18 protein-coding genes are annotated in these 21,724 nt (G+C 62.7%); 9 read left to right on the top strand and 9 right to left on the bottom strand.

Annotation, left to right across the window (positions count from 1 at the left end; all coding sequences use genetic code 11):
• The first annotated feature begins 24 nt into the window (after positions 1-24).
• Entirely contained in the window at positions 25-372 is a 348-nt protein-coding gene (locus ASG19_RS04310) for a DUF952 domain-containing protein (protein ID WP_062453901.1), read from the top strand.
• Complete coding sequence (locus ASG19_RS04305; protein WP_062453900.1) at positions 369-1,472, top strand: quinone-dependent dihydroorotate dehydrogenase; 1,104 nt, start codon at positions 369-371, stop codon at positions 1,470-1,472. The genes ASG19_RS04310 and ASG19_RS04305 overlap by 4 nt, the downstream gene beginning before the upstream one ends.
• Before the next feature lie 13 nt (positions 1,473-1,485).
• On the opposite strand, the gene ASG19_RS04300 is transcribed toward ASG19_RS04305, so the two are convergent.
• Positions 1,486-1,971, bottom strand: a complete 486-nt coding sequence (locus ASG19_RS04300) for a CAP domain-containing protein (protein WP_062453899.1) — start codon at positions 1,969-1,971, stop codon at positions 1,486-1,488.
• Complete coding sequence (locus ASG19_RS04295; protein ID WP_062453898.1) at positions 1,972-2,238, bottom strand: DUF6460 domain-containing protein; 267 nt, start codon at positions 2,236-2,238, stop codon at positions 1,972-1,974. It lies immediately after the preceding gene.
• Positions 2,239-2,457: 219 nt separating this feature from the next.
• Between ASG19_RS04295 and ASG19_RS04290 the strand changes: the two genes are divergently transcribed.
• The 5 genes from ASG19_RS04290 (at position 2,458) to pdeM (ending at position 8,197) form a co-directional block, all read left to right on the top strand.
• Positions 2,458-3,384, top strand: coding sequence for a methyltransferase (locus tag ASG19_RS04290; RefSeq protein ID WP_062453897.1), 927 nt, complete (start codon positions 2,458-2,460; stop codon positions 3,382-3,384).
• Between the two features lie 138 nt (positions 3,385-3,522).
• Positions 3,523-4,140, top strand: coding sequence for a YitT family protein (locus tag ASG19_RS04285; RefSeq protein ID WP_062453896.1), 618 nt, complete (start codon positions 3,523-3,525; stop codon positions 4,138-4,140).
• Complete coding sequence (locus ASG19_RS04280; protein WP_062453895.1) at positions 4,140-4,802, top strand: YitT family protein; 663 nt, start codon at positions 4,140-4,142, stop codon at positions 4,800-4,802. Before ASG19_RS04285 ends, ASG19_RS04280 begins: the two co-directional genes overlap by 1 nt.
• A gap of 39 nt (positions 4,803-4,841) precedes the next feature.
• Positions 4,842-7,364, top strand: a complete 2,523-nt coding sequence (locus ASG19_RS04275) for a ligase-associated DNA damage response DEXH box helicase (RefSeq protein WP_062453894.1) — start codon at positions 4,842-4,844, stop codon at positions 7,362-7,364.
• Between the two features lie 125 nt (positions 7,365-7,489).
• Positions 7,490-8,197, top strand: coding sequence for a ligase-associated DNA damage response endonuclease PdeM (pdeM, locus tag ASG19_RS04270; protein ID WP_082476243.1), 708 nt, complete (start codon positions 7,490-7,492; stop codon positions 8,195-8,197).
• Here pdeM and ASG19_RS04265 read toward each other — a convergent pair.
• The 3 genes from ASG19_RS04265 to ASG19_RS04255 form a co-directional block, all read right to left on the bottom strand.
• Positions 8,176-9,096: an alpha/beta fold hydrolase gene (locus tag ASG19_RS04265; protein WP_062453892.1), complete on the bottom strand. Its 921-nt coding sequence runs from the start codon at positions 9,094-9,096 to the stop codon at positions 8,176-8,178. The two genes, pdeM and ASG19_RS04265, sit on opposite strands and share 22 nt — an antisense overlap.
• A gap of 82 nt (positions 9,097-9,178) precedes the next feature.
• Positions 9,179-9,904 (bottom strand): anti-sigma factor, encoded by a 726-nt coding sequence (locus tag ASG19_RS04260; RefSeq protein ID WP_062453891.1) that lies wholly within the window; start codon positions 9,902-9,904, stop codon positions 9,179-9,181.
• Positions 9,901-10,425 carry a sigma-70 family RNA polymerase sigma factor gene (locus tag ASG19_RS04255; protein WP_062454893.1) on the bottom strand — a complete coding sequence of 175 codons (525 nt, stop codon included), beginning with the start codon at positions 10,423-10,425 and terminating at the stop codon, positions 9,901-9,903. Before ASG19_RS04255 ends, ASG19_RS04260 begins: the two co-directional genes overlap by 4 nt.
• Positions 10,426-10,736: 311 nt before the next feature.
• Between ASG19_RS04255 and ASG19_RS04250 the strand changes: the two genes are divergently transcribed.
• Entirely contained in the window at positions 10,737-11,537 is an 801-nt protein-coding gene (locus ASG19_RS04250; protein ID WP_062453890.1) for a DUF4394 domain-containing protein, read from the top strand.
• Positions 11,538-11,597: 60 nt separating this feature from the next.
• On the opposite strand, the gene ASG19_RS04245 is transcribed toward ASG19_RS04250, so the two are convergent.
• The 4 genes from ASG19_RS04245 to ASG19_RS04230 all read right to left on the bottom strand — a co-directional run bounded on the left by ASG19_RS04245 (position 11,598) and on the right by ASG19_RS04230 (position 19,395).
• The gene (locus ASG19_RS04245; RefSeq protein WP_244476076.1) at positions 11,598-13,415 is read right to left on the bottom strand and encodes a chloride channel protein; all 1,818 of its coding nucleotides are present in this window, start codon (positions 13,413-13,415) and stop codon (positions 11,598-11,600) included.
• A 74-nt stretch (positions 13,416-13,489) separates the two neighbouring features.
• Entirely contained in the window at positions 13,490-14,302 is an 813-nt protein-coding gene (locus ASG19_RS04240; RefSeq protein WP_062453889.1) for a TIGR02186 family protein, read from the bottom strand.
• Positions 14,302-15,228 carry a sulfite exporter TauE/SafE family protein gene (locus tag ASG19_RS04235; RefSeq protein ID WP_062453888.1) on the bottom strand — a complete coding sequence of 309 codons (927 nt, stop codon included), beginning with the start codon at positions 15,226-15,228 and terminating at the stop codon, positions 14,302-14,304. Before ASG19_RS04235 ends, ASG19_RS04240 begins: the two co-directional genes overlap by 1 nt.
• A 252-nt stretch (positions 15,229-15,480) precedes the next feature.
• Complete coding sequence (locus ASG19_RS04230) at positions 15,481-19,395, bottom strand: peptidoglycan-binding protein (RefSeq protein WP_062453887.1); 3,915 nt, start codon at positions 19,393-19,395, stop codon at positions 15,481-15,483.
• Between the two features lie 485 nt (positions 19,396-19,880).
• On the opposite strand from ASG19_RS04230, the gene ASG19_RS04225 reads away from it, so the two are divergent.
• Entirely contained in the window at positions 19,881-21,674 is a 1,794-nt protein-coding gene (locus ASG19_RS04225) for an acyl-CoA dehydrogenase C-terminal domain-containing protein (RefSeq protein ID WP_062453886.1), read from the top strand.
• The last annotated feature ends 50 nt before the right edge of the window (positions 21,675-21,724 follow it).

Below are 21,724 nucleotides of genomic sequence, written 5' to 3'. Positions count from 1 at the left end.
AGAGCCGGACTATGGGAGTTCGTGATGCCCGATATCGTCTACAAGATCGTACCCGATTCACTTTGGCGCAAGGCCAAGGAGACTGGTCGCTTCGAAGGTGCGGAAATCGACCTGCGCGACGGCTACATCCATTTCTCCACCGGGTCCCAGGCGCGCGAAACGGCCAAGCGGCATTTCGCCGGCCTGACGGGCCTGATGCTGGTCGCCGTCAACACGCTGGTTCTGGGCGATGCCCTGAAATTCGAACCCTCGCGCGGCGGCGATCTTTTCCCCCACCTATATGGCTTCCTGCCGTTTTCAGCCGTGCTGTGGGAAATGCCGCTTTTGATCGGCGTTGACGGCCAGCATGCCTTTCCGGAGAAAATGCCATGATCGGAACAGTGATGCGGCCGTTTTCGGCGCTGGCGTCGCGCAGTCTGTTCGTCTTCGATCCGGAAAAAGCTCACGGCCTGTCGGTCGCGGCGCTGAAAAGCGGTGTCGTGCCGGCCTGCAGCCTCAAGGCCGATCCGCGGCTCGCCCAGACGATCGCCGGCATCCGCTTCGAAAACCCGATCGGGCTTGCCGCCGGCTATGACAAGAATGCCGAAGTGCCGGATGCGGTCCTGAAGCTCGGCTTCGGCTTCACCGAAATCGGAACCGTCACGCCGAAGCCGCAGGCCGGCAACGACAAGCCGCGCATTTTCCGGCTGGTCGAGGATCGCGGCATCATCAACCGGCTCGGCTTCAACAACGAGGGCCACGAGGCGGCGTTCCAGCGACTTTCGGCCCGTAGAGGCGCAAGCGGCATCGTGGGCGTCAATATCGGTGCCAACAAGGATGCGCAGGACCGTATCGCCGATTACGTCGCCGGTATCCGCAAATTCTACGGCCTTGCCACCTATTTCACAGCCAATATCTCGTCGCCCAACACGCCCGGCCTGCGCGACCTGCAGGCGCGCGACAGTCTGAAGGCACTGCTCGAGGCAATCCTGTCCGTGCGTGACGAAGAGGCGACCCGCCATGGCCGTTCCGTGCCGATCTTCCTGAAAATCGCGCCGGATCTGACCGAAGAGGGAATGGACGACGTCGCGGCAGAAGCGACGTCCCATGCTCTGGATGGTCTGATCGTCTCCAACACGACACTGGCGCGTGACGGTCTGCGCAACCAGACCCAGGCGAAAGAAGCGGGCGGCCTTTCCGGCGCGCCGCTGTTTTCACGCTCCACGACCGTGCTTGCCAAGATGCGCCAGCGGGTCGGCAAGGATCTGCCGATCATCGGCGTCGGCGGTGTGGGAAGTGCGGCGCAAGCGCTCGAAAAGATCCGCGCCGGAGCCGATCTCGTTCAGGTCTATTCCTGCATGGTCTATGAAGGGCCGGGCCTGCCATCCGCAATCGTCCGCGGCTTGTCGTCTCTGCTTGACCAGGAAAAGGTCACCTCGATCCGCGATCTGCGCGACACGCATCTCGACCAATGGGCGGCCAAAAGCCTCTAGCCGCCGGCTTCGATCAGTTGGAAAGCACCATCGCCCAGTACAGCCGTCCGTCGCTTGCGCGGGCGGCGGCAACGCCGAGGCTCTTGTAGCTGCCCAGCATGTTGCGCAAGTGTTTCGGCGAGTCGATCCAGGCCTGGACCGCGTCGCCGACATCATGCTGGCCAGCCGCAATGTTTTCCGCCGCTGGCAGCGCCACCTCGCTCTTTCGCATCCGGTCGCCGAAATCGTCCCCGAAGCCGATCAGGTGCTTCATTTCCTTGGCCTTCGCCATTCGGACGGCCTGCCGCCCTGCTGCCAGTCGTGCCTGCTTGTCGAGGCCAAGAGACGAAAGGCCCGTTGCCTGGCGCAGCTTGTTGACGAGCGGAAGCGCCGCTTCCGTCTCGTCGACAGAACCCGGCGTCGGTGTCAGGACTGCTGTGGTGGAGCAGCCGGCAAGGAGAAGGCCGGTGCCGGCGAGCGCCAGAAAGGTGCGACGGGAGGGGAGAGACACCATCGACATTCAGCGGCGAATGCTCAGAAGCCGCAGCACGATGAAGACAGGCACCACGATGATCGCGCCGAGAAGGAGATAGTCTCCGACGCGTCCCAGTGCCTGGAAACCGTTGTACCAGAGGTCGAGGAAATAATAGCGGATGGTGTCGACGATATTGTCCGGCGTGAAGCCGAAGAACGCCAGCACGAAGCCTACGATCAGGCAGACGACGATCAGCTTGATGATCGTGCGGCCGATCGAATCGCCGAGGAACCTGTTCACGCCATCCGCCATCGTCGATCGTCTCCACCGTTGGAAAATTGGTTTGGGATTGCCATAGCCTTGCGGGAACAGTCCCGCAACCTGTCACATAGGCACTCTTCACTAGCCTCTCAAATACAACTTGAGTTTTTTTGTGGCCCGGGTGACAGGAGGGGCGAGGGGAATGGCGAGATGACGCAACTCCACCGTCGCCGTAATGCCCGCCGTAACTCCAGTGAAAGCCGTCACGCCATGAGCGCGATCCAGTTCTCTTCCGGTGACGTCATTGCCGACCGCCGTGCGGATTATGCCCGCATGCTGGCCGAGGGACAGGATTTCTCCGCAGCGGCGGAACTGATGGAGCAGGCACTTGAGCTCGTCCCCGCATGGGCCGCCGGATGGTTCAGGCTCGGCGAATACCGCGACAAGGCGGCACTCGCCAGTGCTGCCGACGCCTATCGCCGCGCGCTCGAGCTGCAGCCGGACGATATCTTCGGCGCCAGCCTGCGGCTCGCGCTGATCGGCGCCGGCGATGTCCCGGACCAGCCGCCCAGCCGCTATGTGGAGGGCCTGTTCGACGACTATGCCGACAGGTTCGATACGTCACTGGTGGAAAAGCTCAACTACTCGGTCCCGCAAAAGCTTGGCACGCTGGTTGCGCCCCATGGGCCGTTTGCGACCGTGGTCGATCTCGGCTGCGGCACCGGCCTGTTCGGCGCCGAGATCCGCGAAAAGGCAGGGCGCCTAGAAGGGTTCGACCTGTCTGCCAACATGCTGGCCAAGGCTGCGGAAAAACACCTCTACGATCACCTAGGGCAATCGGACCTCAGCCTTGAGGCAGCACAGTCCGGCCTGTTCGACACGCTTCCGCCCCACCGCGCCGACCTCGTCTCGGCAGCCGATGTGCTGATGTATCTCGGCTCGCTCGAAACCGTCTTTCCGCTGGTGACCGAGCTCCTGGCACCATCCGGCCTGTTCGCCTTCTCGGTGGAAGATGCGGGCGAGGATGAGACGTTTGTGCTCAAGGATTCGCTCCGTTACGCCCATTCGGAAGTCTATATCGGCGGCCTGCTCGCGTATTACGGCTTCGTTCTCATCGCCGTCGAGCGGACGACCATTCGCATGGATGCCGGCAAACCCATCCACGGCATACTGTTTCTGTCGCGAAAGACCGGGTAAGCCTTCACTTTGTTGTTATTTCGAAAGGCCGTCGGCGGGCGCAGCGATGTCGCTTGATGAAGCTGCTATCGCGGTGCACAATCGCCAAAAATCTAGGGGAATAGCGTGGCCGACGAACAGGTTGCAGCAAGGCGCCGTATGGGTTTCTACAGCCTTGATCCGGCACGCCATACGATGCTGGAAGATGCGCAGGGCCTGTTCATCAGCGCCATGGTCGCAGCCCTAGGTCTTTACCTGCTGAACCAGGTCGGGCTCCTCACCAGCGGCACGGCCGGCGTCGCCTTCCTGCTGCATTATGCGTTCGACATTCCCTTCGGCGTCCTGTTCTTCGTCGTCAATCTGCCGTTCTACTACCTGTCCTTCAAGCGCCTCGGCCTCGGCTTTTCGGTCAAGACCTTTATCGCCATTGCCGGCGTTTCCGTCATTGCCGAGCTGGAGAAACGCTTTCTGGTGATCCAGTATCTCGATCCGTTCTGGGCAGCGCTGCTCGGCGGCATCCTGATCGGCTTCGGCCTTCTGGGCCTTTACCGGCACCGCGCCTCGCTTGGCGGCATCGGCATTCTCGCGATCTACATCCAGGACCGGTTCAAGATCCCGGCAGGGCTCGTCCAGCTGGGTTTCGATCTCTGCGTCATGGCCGCTGCCTTTTTCGTCGTCAGCCCGATGACCGTGGTCTGGTCGCTGCTGAGTGCTGTCGTGCTCAACCTGCTCTTGACCGTCAACCATCGCTCCGACCGCTATATTGCGGTGCGCTGATGGGAAAGGCGATCGACAAGACTAGCGTCGCAGACAAAAAGAGCCCCGTCGGCCTTTGGGCGTCCAGCTCGGAAAAACACTCGCTCATCGAAGATGTGCAGGCGATCCTTGCCGGTTCCATGCTGGCAGCGCTGGGCGTCGTGCTGCTGCAGGCCGCAAACCTTCTGATCGGCGGCACGGCAGGTATCGGCTTCCTGCTGCGCTACTCCGTCGATATCAGTTTTGGTGCCGCATTCTTCCTGCTCAACCTGCCCTTCTACTGGCTTGCCTACAGACGGCTCGGTCCGGTCTTCACGGTCAAGACCTTCTCCGCCGTCGCGGTCACGTCGGTGCTCACGGGCGTCCTGCCGAAGGTGATTACCATCAGCGCCATCGATCCGGTCATTGCCGCCCTGTTCGGCGGTCTCCTGATCGGATGCGGCATGCTGATCCTGTTTCGCCATCGCGCCTCGCTCGGCGGTTTCGGGATCCTCGCGCTCTACCTGCAGGACCGTCTCGGCTGGCGGGCCGGCTTCGTCCAGCTCGGGCTTGATTGCGTCGTGCTGGTCCTGTCCTTCCTCGTTGCCAGCCCCTTCGTCATCCTCTGCTCGGTCATCGCCGCGGTGACGCTGAACCTGACGCTTGCGATCAACCACCGCACCGATAGATATATCGTTCGGTAATGCTCTTCATTTTCGCCAGGTTCGTCTTACCTTAACGACGTGGATCTCGTCGAAAACCCAACGCCCGGCTCTGATGCTGTCGCTCTGCCCCGCCCGTTCCTCAAATGGTTCGCGGAAAAGGGCTGGTCTCCGCGCGCCCACCAGCTGGAACTTCTCGCCCGCGCCCAGGCCGGCGAAAACATGCTGCTGATCGCCCCGACCGGTGCCGGCAAGACGCTTGCGGGCTTCATGCCGTCGCTGACCGATCTGGTCATGCGTGGCAAGATCCCACCCGGCTCGGCCTTTACCGGTATCCACACGCTCTACATCTCGCCGCTCAAGGCCCTGACGGTCGATATTGAGCGAAACCTGATGAAGCCCGTCACCGAAATGGGGCTTGCCGTCACCGTCGAGAACCGCACCGGCGACACACCACAGTCGAAGCGCCAGCGCCAGAAGCTCAATCCGCCCGATATTCTGCTGACCACGCCCGAACAGGTGTCGCTGCTGCTCGCCAACAAGGAAGCGGAGCGTTTCTTCAAGGACCTGAAATACGTCGTCCTCGACGAGCTGCATTCACTGGTCACCTCCAAGCGCGGCCATCTCCTGTCGCTCGCCCTCGGGCGCCTGCGCCGCCATGCCCCGACCATGCAGACGATCGGGCTGTCGGCAACCGTGGCCGATCCGATGGATCTCCAGCGCTGGCTGGTGCCGCAGGGCGAAAACCCGGCCCCACCCGCGGGCCTCGTCCATGTAACGGGGGGTGCCGCACCCGACATCACCATTCTCGACACCGAAAACCGCATCCCCTGGGGCGGCCATGTCTCGGCCTATGCCATTCCGGACGTCTACCGCGAGATCAGGCGCCATGCGACGACGCTGATTTTCGTCAACACCCGCTTCCAGGCGGAATTCCTGTTCCAGGCCCTATGGACCATCAACGACGACAATCTTCCGATCGCGCTTCACCACGGTTCGCTCGATGCCGGCCAGCGCCGCAAGGTGGAAGCGGCGATGTCCGAAAACAAGCTGCGGGCCGTCGTTGCCACCTCGACGCTCGACATGGGCATCGACTGGGGCGATATCGATCTCGTCCTCCATATCGGCGCGCCCAAGGGTGCCTCGCGTCTCGCCCAGCGCATCGGCCGCGCCAATCACCGCATGGACGAACCCTCGAAGGCGATCCTCGTGCCCGGCAACCGGTTCGAGGTGATGGAATGCCAGGCGGCGCTCGATGCCAATTACCTGGGCGCGCAGGATACGCCGCCGGTCGGCGAGGGTGCGCTCGATGTTCTCGCCCAGCATGTCCTCGGCATGGCCTGCGCCGAGCCGTTCAATCCGCTCGAGCTCTATGACGAGATCATCTCGGCCTCTCCCTATGCCGGCCTTTCCTGGGAAATGTTCGAACGGATCGTCGATTTCGTCGCGACCGGCGGCTATGCCCTGCGCGCCTATGAGCGTTACGCCAAGATCCGCAAGACGGAGGAGGGCCGCTGGCGGGTATCCAATCCGCAGGTGGCGCAGCAATACCGCCTCAACCTCGGCACCATCGTCGAGGCGACCGAGCTCAGTGTCCGCCTCGTCAAGCGCAATGCCAAGGGCGCGGTCGGCCGCGGCGGCATGACGCTCGGCAAGGTGGAGGAGCAGTTCCTGGAACAGCTCGTGCCCGGCGATACGTTTCTATTTGCCGGCAAGGTGCTGCGGTTTGAAACCATCCGCGAAAACGAATGTCTGGTGTCGAACACCTATTCCACCGATCCCATGATCCCGACCTATGCGGGCGCAAAATTCCCGCTCACCACCTATCTTGCCGATCAGGTGCGCGCCATGCTGGCGGATCCGGAACGCTGGAAGGTCTTGCCGGATCAGGTACGCGACTGGCTGGCGATCCAGAAGGAGCGCTCCATCCTGCCGCGCCGCGACGAGTTGCTGATCGAGACGTTTCCGCGCGGCAAACGCTTCTTCATGATCGCCTACTGCTTCGAAGGGCGGCTCGCCCACCAGACGCTCGGCATGCTTCTCACGCGCCGGCTGGAGCGCGCAGGCGCAAGACCGCTCGGCTTCGTCGCCACCGATTATTCGCTGGCAGTCTATGGCCTCAGCGACATGGGTGCGATGATCGCGGACGGCAGCCTCAGCCTTTCTGATCTGTTCGACGAGGACATGCTGGGCGACGATCTCGAAACCTGGCTTGCGGAAAGCTATCTTCTGAAACGGACCTTCCGCAATTGCGCCGTGATTTCCGGATTGATCGAGCGGCGTCATCCGGGCAAGGAAAAGACCGGCCGGCAGGTCACGGTCTCGACCGATCTGATCTATGACGTGCTGCGCAGCCACGAGCCCGATCACGTTCTTTTGGAAGCGACACGCCGCGATGCGGCAACCGGGCTTTTGGATATTGGCCGGCTAGGAGATATGCTGGCACGAATCAAAGGGCATATCACCCACCGAGCCCTCGATCGCGTTTCGCCGCTGGCGGTACCGATCATGCTGGAAATCGGCCGGGAAACGGTGCCGGGCGAAGCGCAGGACGTGGTGTTGGCCGAGGCCGCAGACGAATTGATCTCCGAGGCGATGGGGTAAGGCTTTATTCGCGACGCTAGCCCGGACAAAGGCCCGGCGCGGGGATAAAAGGCTTTGCACCGCAAGACAGGAAAGACCGAAAGACATTGCTGCACCGCCTGCGCCTCGCCGCTCAATCCAGCACGATGACCCCGGCCGCTACCGGCGCGGAAGAGATCGTTGTCCATGGCGTCGCGGCTGTCTGCGATCCGCTCGGCGGCCTCTATCTGCCGGCAACCGGCATGCTCGTCGTGTCCGACCTGCATCTGGAAAAAGGCGCTGCCTTTGCAAGGCGCGGCATGATGCTGCCGCCCTACGATACGATCGCCACTCTCAACATCCTCGCCGCCGTCATTGCCCGCTACGATCCGAAAGTGGTCGTGTCGCTCGGCGACAATTTCCATGATCGCCGCGGCTCGGAATACCTGCCGGCAAACCTGCGCACGATGATCGCAGACATGGCGCGCGGCCGCGACTGGATCTGGATCAACGGCAACCACGATCCGGACGGAACGATCGACCTGCCGGGCACCTGCACCGACGAACTCATCTATGGCGACCTCGTCTTCCGCCATGAACCGAGCCTCGCTGCCGGCCCGAACGGCGTCAAGGGTGAGGTCGCAGGCCATCTCCACCCGTCCGCCACGGTCCGCCGCCGCGAAAAATCCGTCCGCCGTCCGTGCTTTGCCAGTGACGGCCACCGCCTCCTCATGCCCGCCTTCGGTGTTCTCGCCGGCGGCCTCGACCTCAATCACAAGGCGATGCACGGCATATTCGACCGCGAAACCCTGGTCGCCCACCTCCTCGGCCGCGACCGCATCTATTCCGTCCGCTACGGCAATTTGCTGGGCTGATCGCTCCAGGGATCAACCCCCTCCTTCAGCCACCGCAGTGTGTCGGTCCAGAACTCCTCCCTGTGGCGCGCGTGGAACAGGCCGAAATGCCCGATCCGTGAGTGCCCGTAGACCGCGGGCTCCAGCAGAACCTCCGTCCGTTCGGCGCCGGTATAATAGGCAAGGCTTCGGCGAATAGCTGCCACGCTGCCGATGTCGTCGTCCGCAACGGCAATGGCCAGGATGGGTGCCGTGACCGCCGCAAACCGGCGCAGAACCTCGTCGCGCTCGCCGACCGGATGGGTCATCTCCATCCGGGCCCCACGAAAGCTCCACTCGTTGGCAACGCCCGCCGGCAGGTCTTCGAGCCAGCCGAGCCGCTTGCCCGGGAAATAGCCGAATGCAGCGGTGAGCACCGGCATCACGACATGCCACTTGAAAAACAGCCGGGCGCGGTGCCCCGGCGCATAATCGCGCCAGTAGGCGTATTGCGCGCCCACCGTCAGCATCCGGTCGATCCGTGCCCCGTTCGGAGATAGGCCGGGCAGATAGCCGCCGATACTGTGGCCAACCACCTGCAGCGGTTGATCCGGCCGCCTGTCGTGCATGAACCGAAGCGCTGCGTCGAAATCCTGCTCGCCCCAGTCCCGCCAGCGATAGCCGCAGCCCTGAAGGCTCGCCGGTCGCGACAGTCCGATGCCGCGATAATCGTAGGTCAGCACATCGAAGCCGTGCCTCGTTAGAAACTCTGCATAATAGTGATAGTAGCGGGCAAGGACGCCGGTTGCCGGGTTGATGACGACACTGGCAAGCGGCGGCCCCGATGCTGGCCAGATGTGACCGCCGAGCACCACCCCGTCCTGGCAGGTGATCGTCATCGGTTCACCTGTCGGACGTGGTGTGTCCTGCGTCAGCGTCATCCCATTCTCCCTTCGCCGAAGGGAGAATACAGCCCGGTTTTTGGTGCGCAATTGGCCGAAAGGCCAAGGCGGTTCCGCGCCTCTAGCGTGGCAGTTTTGCGAACCCCTTGGCGAGGATCGGGCCGGTCGGGCGGCCGGTCGGGGAGCCGCCGGCTTGTTCGAGGGTGATCTCGTAGAGCTGGGTATCCTGGGGTCTCGGCAGCGCAGGGCCGTGCAGCGTTGCGGAATGCGCGCCTTCCAAAAGACCGAGCGACATCGGCCCCATGTCACGCGAGGGCAGCGTCCAGACCTGCATCGTCTTGTCTTGCGGCACCGTAAAGTCGCTGAGCAGTCTGACACTTGCCGTGTCGTTGCCAAAATCCTCGACCACGGCCTGGATTTCGCCGGCCTCGTTGAGGAGCACGGCCACCACCAGCGGCTCGTTCACCCGGGTGACGCTCCAGACCAGACCACCGGCAAGGATCAGCGAAGCCGCGATCGCGGAGATCGCGGTTGCCCGCCAGCCGGAGCGGCTGTTGTCGTTGCCGGCGAGAGGCAGTCTCGGCGAAACCGACGCGAGAGACGGGGCAGCGGCGCCCGGTTGCTCCGGCAGACGGGAAGAGATCGCGTCCCACAGCGCCGAGGATACCGGAGCCGGCTCGACGCTGGTGTCGAGCGGCAGGAACCGCTCGCGTGCCCTGGCGACTGCTTCGGCAAGGCCGCCGTCGCGCTCGATGGCGGCTTCGACCTCGGCAGCCTCAGCCGCATCGAGAAGACCCAGAACATAGTCATCGGCGATGGCCGGAAAGTCTCTTTCCTCGATCCTCATGCCATGCACTCCCGCAACGAGGAAAGTCCGCGCCGGATCCACGATTTTGCCGTTCCAAGCGGAAGCTTGAGACGTCCGGCGATTTCGCCATGCGTGTATCCGCCGACATAGGCCATCAGGATGCCGCGTCGCTTGATCTCGTCGAGCGAGCCGAGGCACTCGTGCAGGCGGCTGTTGCGGTCGAGCCTGTGGAAGGAGGCCATGATCTGGTCCAGTTGCTCGCCGTCCTGCAGCGTCTCGAGCCTATCTTCGCCGACCAGATCCTCACGCTTGCCGTCGCGCAACAGATTGAGTGCGCGGTTGCGCACGATCGCGTAGATCCAGCCGCGCGCCGATCCGCGGTCGGGGGAATATTGATGCGCATGGGTCCAGATGCGGATGAAGGCTTCCTGCACCACTTCTTCCGCCAGTTCCCGCCGCCGCACGATCCGCTGCGCAACAGCCACCAGCCGGCCGGCCTCGTCGTCGAAGATGCGGCGCAAGCCCTGACGGTCGCCCGCAGCGCAGGCGGCAAGGGCCATCTCGAGATCGTGTGTTTGGTCGGTCACCAGGGCCAAGCCGCTCTCTCCCCATGCGCGTTCGCAGGAACGCGAATATTGTCTCTGTGCTGTTGCCACGGCGGGCATGGGCTCGTCCAGTCTCGAAAGGTTTACCGGCTGCAAAGTCGCCTTCGAACTTAAGGACACGCCAACCCGGAAAATGGATGCAGCGAAAAAATATTTTCGTCTGCTGCATCCAAACGTATCCTCCCGTGTGTCTCCCTTCTGAGAGCATCGGAAAGGCCATGCGCCGACATGCTCTCGTCAAAGGTTTCAACGGGAGAACAGACACCATGAAGACCCTTCGCCACGCTCTGATCGCATCCTCGATCCTCGCAGCTTCAGCCGTCACGGGCGCAGTTGACGCCTCCGCCGCCCCGGTCCTCGGTCTTACCGGCGACAAGACGCTGGTAATGTTCGACACGGCAAAGCCTGAAGTCACCAAGACGATGGAAGTCACCGGCGTCACCAAGCTGGTTGGCATTGATTTCCGCCCGGGCAACAAGACCGTGATCGGCGTCACGCCGGAACACGCGATCGTCTCGATCAATCTCGAAACCGGTGCCGCCACCGAAGTCGCCAAGATGGACAAGATGCTGACCATGTCGGACGCTCCGGTCGTGGTCGATTTCAACCCGATGGCGGACCGCCTGCGGTTCATGACCGGCACCACCAACCACCGCGTCCATCCGGATACGGGCGCCGTCACGGTCGATGGGACGCTCGCCTTCGAAGAGGGGGACATGCACAAGGGCGAGGCCCCGAACATCGTCGCCGCGGCCTATACCAATTCGATCGGCAAGCCCGAGAAGACCGCGATGTACAACATCGATGCCACGATCGGCGCGCTGATCCAGCAGACCAAGCCGAACGACGGTACCCTGAAGGCAATCGGCAAGCTCGGTCTCAAGGACAAGCCTGCGACCTACGCCTTCGATATTCAGGGTGAAGACGGCGGCAAGAACACCGCCTATCTCGCAGCCGGAAAGATGCTCTACACGGTCAACCTGGAAACGGGCGCTGCGACCGAAGTCGGTACAATCTCCGGCGTCGAGACTGATGTACGTGACATCGCGGTTCTGCCTGCTATGTAATGCCACCGGCGGGGCGGACCACAGCGGTTCCGCCCCGCCGACTCAAACGATGCGTGCCGCCTAGATCTCGCCCGAGATCTCCCGGCGCCTGCGGTCCAGCTCTTCCGTGTAGCGCCGCAGCGTATGACTTTCCGAAAGCTGGCCGATCACCTTGCGCTCGATCTGGTTGTTGACCACGGCCAGCGCTTCCGTCTCCGTCTTGTCGAACATCGCCGCTGCCTGCTTGGCATTCATGCTGCGCAGGAGAACGTCGTTCTTGAAGCGGATGAAATCGGCAAGCTGCGGCTTTTCCTCGCCGCCTTCGGTCGCCGCCGAATAGATTTCCGGCGTCAGCACCATGCCGATATATTTTTCGTCTTCGCCGACCATGATCACGCGCTGGGTTGATCCAAGCGGAAACTCCTTGCGAAAATCCTCGAGCGTCATGGATGCCGGTGCCGTCTTCACGTCGGCGCGCATCAGCTTGTCGACGGTAAGGTTGCGGATCCACCCGACGTCATGGGCGCTGCGGATGCTTTCACCACGCAGGTGAAAACGCCATGTCGCAAACGAGTAGCCGAATGTGGTGCGCACCACGACGGAAGAGGTGATGACCGCGGCAAGCGCCAGCGCCGTGATCGGAAAGTCACCGGTCACTTCGAGCGCCAGGAAGGTCATGGTCAACGGTCCGCCGATCACGGCAACGGCCATCGCGCTCATTCCGACCACGGCATAGATGACTGGCGTCAGCGTCGCATTGGCGAAGATGTAGGGTGTCGAATAGGCAAACAGCTTGCCGATCAGCGCACCGAGAAACAGCGAGGCAAAGAATAAGCCGCCACGGAAACCGGCGCCGATGGTAATGGCCGAAGCGACGGATTTCAGCAGAAGCAGGCCCAGCACCGCGCCAATCGCCATATTCTGGTTGAGGCTCGCATGCAGCGCGCCGTGACCGGCCGAAAGCACCTGCGTATCGATCAGCGCCAGCAGGCCCACCGCAAGTCCTCCGATCGCCGGCCGGAAGGCGGACGAGATGGAACTGGCGCGCGCCAGTTCCTCGACCTTGGTCACGCCCTGCATGAGCAGGATGCCGCCGCCGGCACAGACGATGCCCAGCACCACCGCCGGCAGGTAATCGGCGGGCACGACGGTGCCGATCTTGCCGATATCGATCATGAAGGCATCGCCGACGAAAAGCCGGGTGACGAAGGTTGCCGCAAGCGCCGCAACGACGACGGGCGCGAGGCTCACGATCGTGTAGGTGCCGATGATCAGCTCGAACGCGTAGAAGGCGCCGGTCAGCGGTGCGTTGAAGGCGGATGCGATGGCACCGGCAGCACCGCAGCCAACCAGCACGCGCAGATCCGTTCGCCGCAACTGCACCAATGACCCGATCTTCGACGCAATGCCGGAGGACAGCTGCGTATAGCCGGCCTCAAGCCCGATCGAGGTGCCGAAGCCGTTGGAGATCAGGTTCTGCACCGCGACGATGATGCTGTCGGTCAGTGACAGGCGACCGCCATGCAGCGCATTGGCCTCAATCGGGTCGACCATCGGCTTTTTACGCCACTTGCGCAGGATCAGGTACAGCAGGCCCATCACGACACCGCCGGCAACCGGCGCCAAAAGCACCGTCGTCGGCTCGAGAAACGCTGCCGAGCTTAAGCGCTCGGTGCTGCCGATCTTGAAGATCAGGACATGCAGCGCGTGCGAGATAAAACTCATCGCAGCGACCGCGAGGCCGGCGAGAACCCCGACAACGCCTGCGATCAGGATCAGGCCGAATTCGCTGCGCCTGATGACTGCGCGCAGTTCGGACGGCCGAAGCAGCGGACGGAGGAGGGACAGGGAAGCCAAAAGGCGTGCGGCGATCCGGCGGAACATGCTGACGCTTTGCATTGGAACTGTATGTTGCGCCCTAACTAGGGCGTGAGGAGAGGATTGGAAACCGTTCCGGCGAATTTGTTAGACGATCAGTCCTTGCGGAAGATGATGCTCGCGCCCCATCCGGTCACGACAGCGATCAACACGCAGAACAGACCGTAGGCGATCGGACGCTCGTGGGCTGCATCGGTGATCGCCTGCTCCAGGCCGGTCTTGACCACGCGCAACGGCATCTCCCGCTGAAAGATCAGGTCGCCGCTCTTGAACAGATAGGCGTGGACCATGTGCACGCCATCGGGCACGTTGGCTGGAAGCCGCAAGGAGGCTCGGAACAGGCTGGACGAGACGAAGCGCACGCCGCTCGTGTCGCGCTGGTAAAGCCCGCTGTTGAGCTTCTGCCGGCGATAGGCCTCGCGGAAATCGCTGATCAGACCGGAATTCGGAATGTAGCCGGTGGGGTTGAGAGGCAGGTGTTCGATGCCGACCCCGATATTGTTGAAGGACGGCGCCTGGTGATCGAGGTCGTTCAGCTGGCGTGTGCTGGCGATCGAATAGCTCTCCGGCACCTGTTCGAACGTCATCGCCTGGGTGTTCATCCAGATCCCGAGCACGCGTTCCTTGCGCCGCACCGTGGCATAGTCGCGCGGACCTTCAAGCGTCACGACGATATCGTACTGACCGATCGCGAGCAGCAGCTCGTCCGGATTGGTAATGGCACCGAAGATGGTGAGGTCGGCGCCGCGGAAATCCGAGGTGATGGCAATCTCGCTCGACGATGCTCCGATCTCCAGCCCTTCCTTGATCGGCGAGGCCGTGTCGAACGGCGTCTGGGCCGCGACCTGCGTTGCCAGCGACAATCCGAATGAGAGAAGAAGAAGGAGGGAGAGGATCAGCCTGCGCATCAGTAGGACAGTCCTCCGACGGCCACCGAATAGACGTCACTCGGCGTTGCGATCAGGCCGATCGCAAGACGGATGCCGACGGCCAGAACCAGCAGCGCCAAAAGCGCGCGCAGCTGTTCGCCGCGCAGCTTCTGGCCGACGCGCACGCCGTACTGGGCGCCGATCACGCCGGCAATCATCAGGATCGTCGCAAGCACGATATCGACGGAGTAGTTCGTCGCCGCCTGAACCATCGTCGTATAGGCGGTGGTGAAGATGATCTGGAACAGAGAGGTGCCGACCACGACATTGGTTGGAATGCGCAGGAGATAGATCATCGCCGGCACCATGATGAAGCCGCCGCCGACACCCATGATGGAGGTGAGGACGCCGATCACGAAACCGAGCACCAGGATCGGAATGGCCGAGAGATAGATTTTCGACTTCTTGAAACGCATCTTGAAGGGCAGGCGGTGCACCCAGTTGTGCTGGCCCGGGCGTTTCAGCGGAAGCTGCTGGTTGTTCTTTGCCCGCCGCATGGCTCTGAGGCTCTCCTGCAGCATCAGCGCGCCGATCGTCGACAAAAGCACGACATAGAGAAGCGAGATGAACAGGTCGAGCTGGCCGATGCGCCGTAGCCAGGAAAAGATCCACACACCGACCGTCGCGCCGACAAGGCCCCCGGCCAGCAGCACCGTGCCCAGTTTCATATCCAGCGACCCGCGCCGGAAATGGGTGATCGCGCCCGAGATCGAGGAGGCAACGACCTGGTTGGCGCCGGTTGCGACGGCAACGACGGGCGGAATGTTGTAGAAAATCAGAAGCGGCGTGATCAGGAAGCCACCGCCGACGCCGAACATGCCGGACAGAAACCCGACAGCTGCACCCATGCCAAGGATGATGAAGATGTTCACCGAAAGCTCTGCAATCGGCAGGTAGACAGTCACGGCTGAACCTCGACACGTCGAAAAAGACAACGCCGTTGCAGGCGGCACGCATTCAAGATGGCCGTCGCTCTGGCTTTGGGGAACCCTTTCACAGACGCGATGAACCGCGCATGAAGGACACCCCGTCATGCGCTTGGCCTGCCGGGGTGTCAATTCGTGAATCCGCGGGGAAAACAGCAGCTTCAGCGTTTTCCAATGGGCGTGGCCGATAGTCCCCAGCCCGACCGGATTGGTCGTCTTACGGGTTGCTGGCTACTTGTTGCGTGCCAGCAATTCCCGAACCAGTGCGTCGTTGATGCGGCCGGAAGGCTCCTGGCCGATCGAGGACTGGAACGACTTGATTGCGCTTACCGTCTTGGCACCAAGCTTGCCGTCCGGCCGTCCGGCTTCAAAGCCGTTCTTGTTGAGGATCGCCTGGATGTTGCGGACGGCCTTTTCCATGTCAACAGATGCGGTGGTAAGACGCTTGCCGGCAGCCCATTCATCCGGAACAACAACGGCATTTGCCCGCGGCTCGGGTGTCATCACCTTCCAAAGGTCGACCTTGGCGCGGGCGCTTTCCAGCTGTTCCTCGCGCATGGCGTTGGCCACTTCGTCGCGCTTCTGGGCGGCGTCGTTGTCGCCTGCCTTTGCCGCAACGGCAAACCACTTGTAGCTCTCTTCCAGATCCTGCTTCACGCCGTTGCCGCGGGCAAACAGGATGGCAAGGTTGAACTGGCTGTCGGCCACACCGTGGTCGGCGGCCTGGGTGAACCACTTGACGGCCTGGGTGTAGTCAGGCTGGCCCGTGGCACCGGACGCGTAGAGAACGGCGAGGTTGTGCATGGCGCTGGCATTGCCGGCTTCGGCGGCCAGCTGATAGTAGCGAACGGCTTCACCGAGGTTGCGCTCGACGCCCGTTCCCTTTTCGAACATGTTCGCCATGCGGTACTGGGCAGGCGCAAGACCACGGTCGGCGGCAAGCTTGTACCAGGTTGCCGCCTCTGCGAGATCGGTCTTGACGCCACGTCCCTCGGTAAAGCGGGTGGCAATCTCGAACAGCGCGTTGGCATCGCCCGACGATGCGGCGTCGGCAAGCGATTTCGGCTCCAGGCCGACAGGCACGACGATCGGAGCCGGTGCCTCGATTTCCGCGGCAGCCGGCGCTTGTGCCGTGAAGCCGGCGTCTTCTGAAGGTGCCGGAGCAGCTTCGGCGGCCGGACGCATTGAAGCGAGGTCTCCGGCTGCGGGAACCGGATCGATCAGGTGGTTTGTCGCGGCGTCGGGCGCGACCGGAGGCGGCGTCGCTGCCACATCCTGTCCGTCACCATCGCTGGCTGCAGGGCTTTCGGCCGGGGCCTGAGCGGTGTCGACAGGAGCGGGAGCTTCGACTGGTGCGCTCGGAGCCTGCGCAGTCTCTTCCGGCACGGAGACCGGAGCCGGGGCTTCGAGGGCAGCCTGTTCGGGCGCGCTGTCGCTGCTTCCGGTCACGTTCTTGACCACCTGCATCGACATCATCACCAGCAGCACGGCGCCGACGGCCATCAGGATGGGGCGGCGATGCTGCGAAAACTTGGCAAACATGCCGGTCTTTTCGGACGGCGTGCCGGCAACCGACGTGGTCTGCGACTTGGTGGCTGAGCGAACGCTCTTGACTGCGTTGACCTGAGAGGGATCCGTCTCCTGTGCTGCGGCCTTGGCTGCACGACGGGCCGCGGCGATATAGTCAGCGCGGTCCGATTTGTCGGCCGTTCCGGGTTTCTCGCCACTGAAATCGCCGGCGGCCTGGCTGGCACGCACGCGCTCGAGGATCTTCTTGACGTCGGGAGCGCCCGAGCCCGGCTCCAGCAGGTCGTTTTCGCGGCCGGCTGGGAGAATGTCGGCTGGATCGATCGAAGGCGTTGGCTCTATGACGGTGCGGCCCGGCTTTTCGCCTGCATCGCGGGTGCCCGACTTGAAACGCTTCGAGAGGCCGGCCAGCAGACCGGGCTTGGCCGGCTCTTCCGGCGCGGCTGCAGGGGGCACGACGACCTCCTCGTTTTCGACGCGCGCATCTGCCAAAGCAACATTGCGGTCCTCGGCGCCGGCAAATTCCATCGCTGGAACGGACAGTTGCGCTGCGGCCGGCATCTTGGGATGGCGAAGCGGCTGGTCGGTCTGGGCTTCGCGACTGGCCGGCGCATCGCGATAGGCGGGCTCGAAACGGGCCGTGGAAATGCTGTCTTCCAGCGTGTCCAGACGATTGGCGATCTGCACCAGCGTTCCGTGCAAGGCTTCGAACGTCTGATGGCTGCGCGTTTCCGTGCCGCGGGTCAGTTCTTCAAGGTGGCGAAGATCGTCGGCGAGGGCCGAAAGGGCTGCCATGTCGCCGGACGCGACGGGCATGCCGCCGGCCCCGGTATTGCGCGAATAGGCTTCGACGACGGCTTCTGCGGCCTGCCGTGCGGCTTCCAGAATGTACTCGTCGTTGGTCGACATGTAGCTTTCGATTGCCGAGAACCGATGCTCGAAACCATCAGGTAGCGCAGTGACCGAAGATGTCTGCGGCTCGCTGATCAGGCTCGAAAGATGCGCAATCTGGTCTTCCAGGCTACGCAGGGCGTTTTCGTCGCCGCGCGGTGCGCTGGCTGCTTCGTCCAGTCGCATGGCGATGTCGGTCAGCCGGGTTTCCAACCGGTCGAAGGCCCGCTCGTCGGTGGCAGGCGCCGGGCGATATTCGATCTCGTCGATACGACGGGCGAGATCATCCAGCCGCTCGCCCAGCATGTCGTTGATCGAGTTGTGATCAAGACCATCGATCTTGCGCGAGATATCGGCGAGGTGGTCGGAAAGCTCGGTCTGATACGCGGGCTTCTGCGCCTGCGTCAGCATGACCGAAAGCTGGTCGAGCCGCTCTTCCAGCCGCATGGCGGCCTGCTCGTCGGAGAGTTCCTCGATCCGCGCGGTCAGCGCTTCGATCCGTCCGGACAGCATCTCGCTCGGATCGGCAGCAGCCTGGCTGATCTGATCGACCTGCTCTGCGATAGCGACGATCCGGCCGTCGAGCTTCTGCATGAAAGCCTGGTCGAGCGTGGCTGCAGCCGAAGCACGGCTGCCGGCGGCAACGGCGCGAGTGATTTCGTCGAGACGCTCGTCGAGAATGGTGAACTGCTCGGCAAGCAGTTCGTCGGATGGCTGCATGCGGCTGCCGAGTTGCTCCATCGCGGTCGCGATTGCAATCAGCTTCTGCTCCAGCGCGCGCAGCGCGGGGCTGTCGTTCATGCCGCCAAGCTGGGTCTTGATGTCGTCGATCCGGTAGGCGAGCTGCGAAACCTCGTCGCGCAGAAGCTCTGGCTCAAGCCCGTGGATTCGCTCTTCCAGCCCCTGCCAGCGGCTTTCCATGCGCTGCACGGAATCTTCGCGCGCCACGCCATCCATGACCTGGGCCATGACATTGCGCAGTTCCTCGAACTCGGCACGCAGGGCCTCCGCATCGGGAGAATTGCTGTAGCCCAGCTGACTAATGCTGTCGGCAAGACGGGAGAAATCGCCGCGCAGGTCTTCGGTGCCGCGATGATCTTCGGCGATCGAGCGGATCGAGCGGATTTCGGTTTGCAGTGCGCCCATCTCGCGGGCGACGCCTTCGGCGATGTCCTGCTTCAGTTCGTGACGCAAGCCGACCAGCGCTTCGGCGATTTCGCGCATGGAGGCGCCATCGGTCGCCTGCTGGCGGGTTTCCCGCATTTGCATATCGCGGCTGGCGACAGCCCGCTCGAAGCGGCTCGCAGAAACTTCGGTGGCAGTTGCCGCAACCGGTGCGGCGGGACGGCGCTCCTGGCTGGGACGATAGGCTTCCGGCGGCGTGATCTTTTCGCGGAGTGGTGATTGGACGGGTTGGCGGACCGGTTCGGCCGCATGCGACTGCTGTGCGCTTGCCATGCGCTCGCGGGCCGATCCCAGCATGCGCTGGCGCTCGCGGATTTCCGCCAGCGGGTCGGCAAAGCGAGGCGCCGCTGGCCTCTGCATCTGCGGGGGCTGCACGGACGCCGGTTTTTCGAGGCGCGGGTCGGAAGCGGGCTGGCGGCGTTCGCGCCCGGCGCCCGACATCAGATCCTCGATTCGGGCCTCCAGGCCCTCGATCGTACGGTTTAGGGCGTCAAGAGAGGAGCGTTCGCCCGGGCGGTTGGGATTCGATCGTGATCCGTTCATGTGCTCGCTCGCTTCCGCGTTTTACCTGCCGACGCTCGGTTTCAGCCTCATCCGCCGCCTATTGGCACCGGTGAATCACATCCATATTAGACATTTCTTACGCAAGGCTTGCCTTATGAAAGAACGACTCATTCGTTGGATGGATTTGACTGACCTCCCGTAGCCCCCACTATTTCCAGAAACGTAGTAAATAAATCGTTAATGTTCGTTAAGATCTTAACCTTTTTGCCACGATTCCGCATGTTTGCCCGGATGACACGGGTTTCGACGATGCTATCACTGTGATGCAGCGCGGCGGGCGCGACTTCCTCGGCAATGCAGGCGAAAGCACCTATTAGGTGATGCTAACGCCGGGTCAAAATCGGCTCGCGATATGAGCCTCCAACTGTTTGACGTTTACGCGAACGTCAATTAAGTAAGTGCAGGAGACGACGGGCTGCAATGCCCGGGAGGAAGCGTCAGGCTAATCTGGAGGATGGATAACGATGCCCGTCTATAAGGCACCGGTAAACGATACACTTTTCGTTCTGAATGATGTGCTCGGCTTGGAGCGTTACGGCAACCTGCAGGGTTTTGCCGATGCGACGCCCGACATGATCGAGGCGATCATCGGCGAGGCGGCGAAAGTGGCCGAAGAGGCCCTGTTCCCGATCAACCTTTCCGGCGACCGGGAAGGCTGCACCCGCAACGACGACGGCACTGTTTTGGTGCCCAACGGCTTCAAGCAGGCCTATGACCAGTATGTCCAGGGCGGCTGGATCGGCCTGGCCGTACCGGAAGAGTTCGGCGGCCAGGGCCTGCCCTACACACTGCATGCCGCCGTCGGCGAATACATGTCGTCGGCCAACATGTCGCTGATGATGTATCCCGGCCTGACGCAAGGGGCGATCGCCGCCATCCTAGTCCACGGCACGGACGAGCAGAAGGCCACCTATCTGCCCAACATGGTCGGCGGTAGTTGGTCGGGCACCATGAACCTCACCGAGCCCCATTGCGGCACGGATCTCGGTCTGCTGCGCACCAAGGCGGTGCCGCAGGATGATGGCTCCTACAAAATCTCCGGTCAGAAGATCTTTATCTCCGCCGGTGAACACTCGATGACCGACAATATCGTGCATCTGGTTCTCGCGCGGATCGAGGGCGCGCCTGAAGGCACCAAGGGCATCTCGCTGTTCATCGTGCCGAAGTTCATGGTGGGCGATGACGGTTCGCTCGGAGCCCGCAACGGCGTCAGCTGCGGTGCGCTCGAAGAGAAGATGGGCATCCACGGCAACTCCACCTGCGTCATGAACTATGACGATGCCACGGGCTATCTGATCGGTGCCGAGAACAAGGGTCTCTCGGCCATGTTCGTGATGATGAACGAAGCCCGCCTCGGTGTTGGCCTCCAGGGCCTGTCGATCGCGGAAACCGCCTATCAGAACGCCGTCGCCTATGCCAACGAGCGTATCCAGGGCCGTTCGCTTTCGGGCGCGAAAGCGCCGGATAAGAAGGCTGACCCTATCATCGTCCATCCGGATATCCGCCGCTCGCTGATGACCATCAAGGCCTTCAACGAGGCCGGCCGCGCCTTCGTTTTGTGGACGGCGCTGAAATCCGATATCGCCCATCGCTCGCAGGACGAAGCGGAACGCCAGAACGCCGACGATCTCCTCGGGCTTGCCACGCCGATCCTCAAGGGCGTGCTGACCGACAAGGGCTTTGATCACGCGGTGATTGCCCAGCAGGTCTTCGGCGGCCACGGCTATATCGAAGAATGGGGCATGAGCCAGTATGTCCGCGATGCCCGCATCGCGATGATCTACGAAGGCGCCAACGGCATCCAGGCGCTCGATCTGGTTGGCCGCAAGCTGGCGCTTAACGGCGGCCGCGCCGTCATGGCCATGTTCAAGGAAATCGGTGATTTCTGCGAGGAAAACCGCGGCGACGAGGCGATGGTTCTCTACACCAAGGGCCTCAAGAAGGGTCTGAACGACCTGCAGGCCTCGACCATGTGGTTCATGCAGAACGCCATGGCCAAGCCCGACAATGCTGGCGCCGGTTCGACCGACTACATGCACCTGTTCGGCCTCGTCACACTCGGTTACATGTGGGCAAAGATGGCAAAGGCCGCGCAGACCGCATTGGCCGCCGGTGACCCGCGCGAAGACTACTTGAAAGCAAAGCTCGTCACGGCGAAGTTCTATATGGAGCGTATCATGCCGGAAACCGCGCTGCGCAAGGTGCGCATCGAGGCCGGCGCAGACACCATGATGGAACTGGCCGCCGAGGCGTTCTAAGCGTTGGCTACCCCCTCTGGCCTGCCGGCCATCTCCCCCTAGAAGGGGGG

Origin of the sequence: Rhizobium sp. Leaf306 (assembly GCF_001423425.1) — a bacterium.
GTDB classification, from domain to species: domain Bacteria; phylum Pseudomonadota; class Alphaproteobacteria; order Rhizobiales; family Rhizobiaceae; genus Neorhizobium; species Neorhizobium soli.
Note: the sequence above shows the minus strand (reverse complement) of the source record. Positions and strands in the feature narration are given on the sequence as shown.

Coding starts and splice junctions, on each gene's coding strand:
- pdeM (WP_082476243.1), top strand. CDS start 7,490: ATGACCCCGGCCGCTACCGGCGCGGAAGAGATCGTTGTCCATGGCGTC.
- ASG19_RS04265 (WP_062453892.1), bottom strand. CDS start 9,096: ATGACGCTGACGCAGGACACACCACGTCCGACAGGTGAACCGATGACG.
- ASG19_RS04290 (WP_062453897.1), top strand. CDS start 2,458: ATGAGCGCGATCCAGTTCTCTTCCGGTGACGTCATTGCCGACCGCCGT.
- ASG19_RS04230 (WP_062453887.1), bottom strand. CDS start 19,395: ATGAACGGATCACGATCGAATCCCAACCGCCCGGGCGAACGCTCCTCT.
- ASG19_RS04300 (WP_062453899.1), bottom strand. CDS start 1,971: ATGTCGATGGTGTCTCTCCCCTCCCGTCGCACCTTTCTGGCGCTCGCC.
- ASG19_RS04305 (WP_062453900.1), top strand. CDS start 369: ATGATCGGAACAGTGATGCGGCCGTTTTCGGCGCTGGCGTCGCGCAGT.
- ASG19_RS04250 (WP_062453890.1), top strand. CDS start 10,737: ATGAAGACCCTTCGCCACGCTCTGATCGCATCCTCGATCCTCGCAGCT.
- ASG19_RS04310 (WP_062453901.1), top strand. CDS start 25: ATGCCCGATATCGTCTACAAGATCGTACCCGATTCACTTTGGCGCAAG.
- ASG19_RS04295 (WP_062453898.1), bottom strand. CDS start 2,238: ATGGCGGATGGCGTGAACAGGTTCCTCGGCGATTCGATCGGCCGCACG.
- ASG19_RS04255 (WP_062454893.1), bottom strand. CDS start 10,425: ATGGCCCTTGCCGCCTGCGCTGCGGGCGACCGTCAGGGCTTGCGCCGC.
- ASG19_RS04260 (WP_062453891.1), bottom strand. CDS start 9,904: ATGAGGATCGAGGAAAGAGACTTTCCGGCCATCGCCGATGACTATGTT.
- ASG19_RS04280 (WP_062453895.1), top strand. CDS start 4,140: ATGGGAAAGGCGATCGACAAGACTAGCGTCGCAGACAAAAAGAGCCCC.
- ASG19_RS04240 (WP_062453889.1), bottom strand. CDS start 14,302: ATGCGCAGGCTGATCCTCTCCCTCCTTCTTCTTCTCTCATTCGGATTG.
- ASG19_RS04245 (WP_244476076.1), bottom strand. CDS start 13,415: ATGCAAAGCGTCAGCATGTTCCGCCGGATCGCCGCACGCCTTTTGGCT.
- ASG19_RS04285 (WP_062453896.1), top strand. CDS start 3,523: ATGGGTTTCTACAGCCTTGATCCGGCACGCCATACGATGCTGGAAGAT.
- ASG19_RS04225 (WP_062453886.1), top strand. CDS start 19,881: ATGCCCGTCTATAAGGCACCGGTAAACGATACACTTTTCGTTCTGAAT.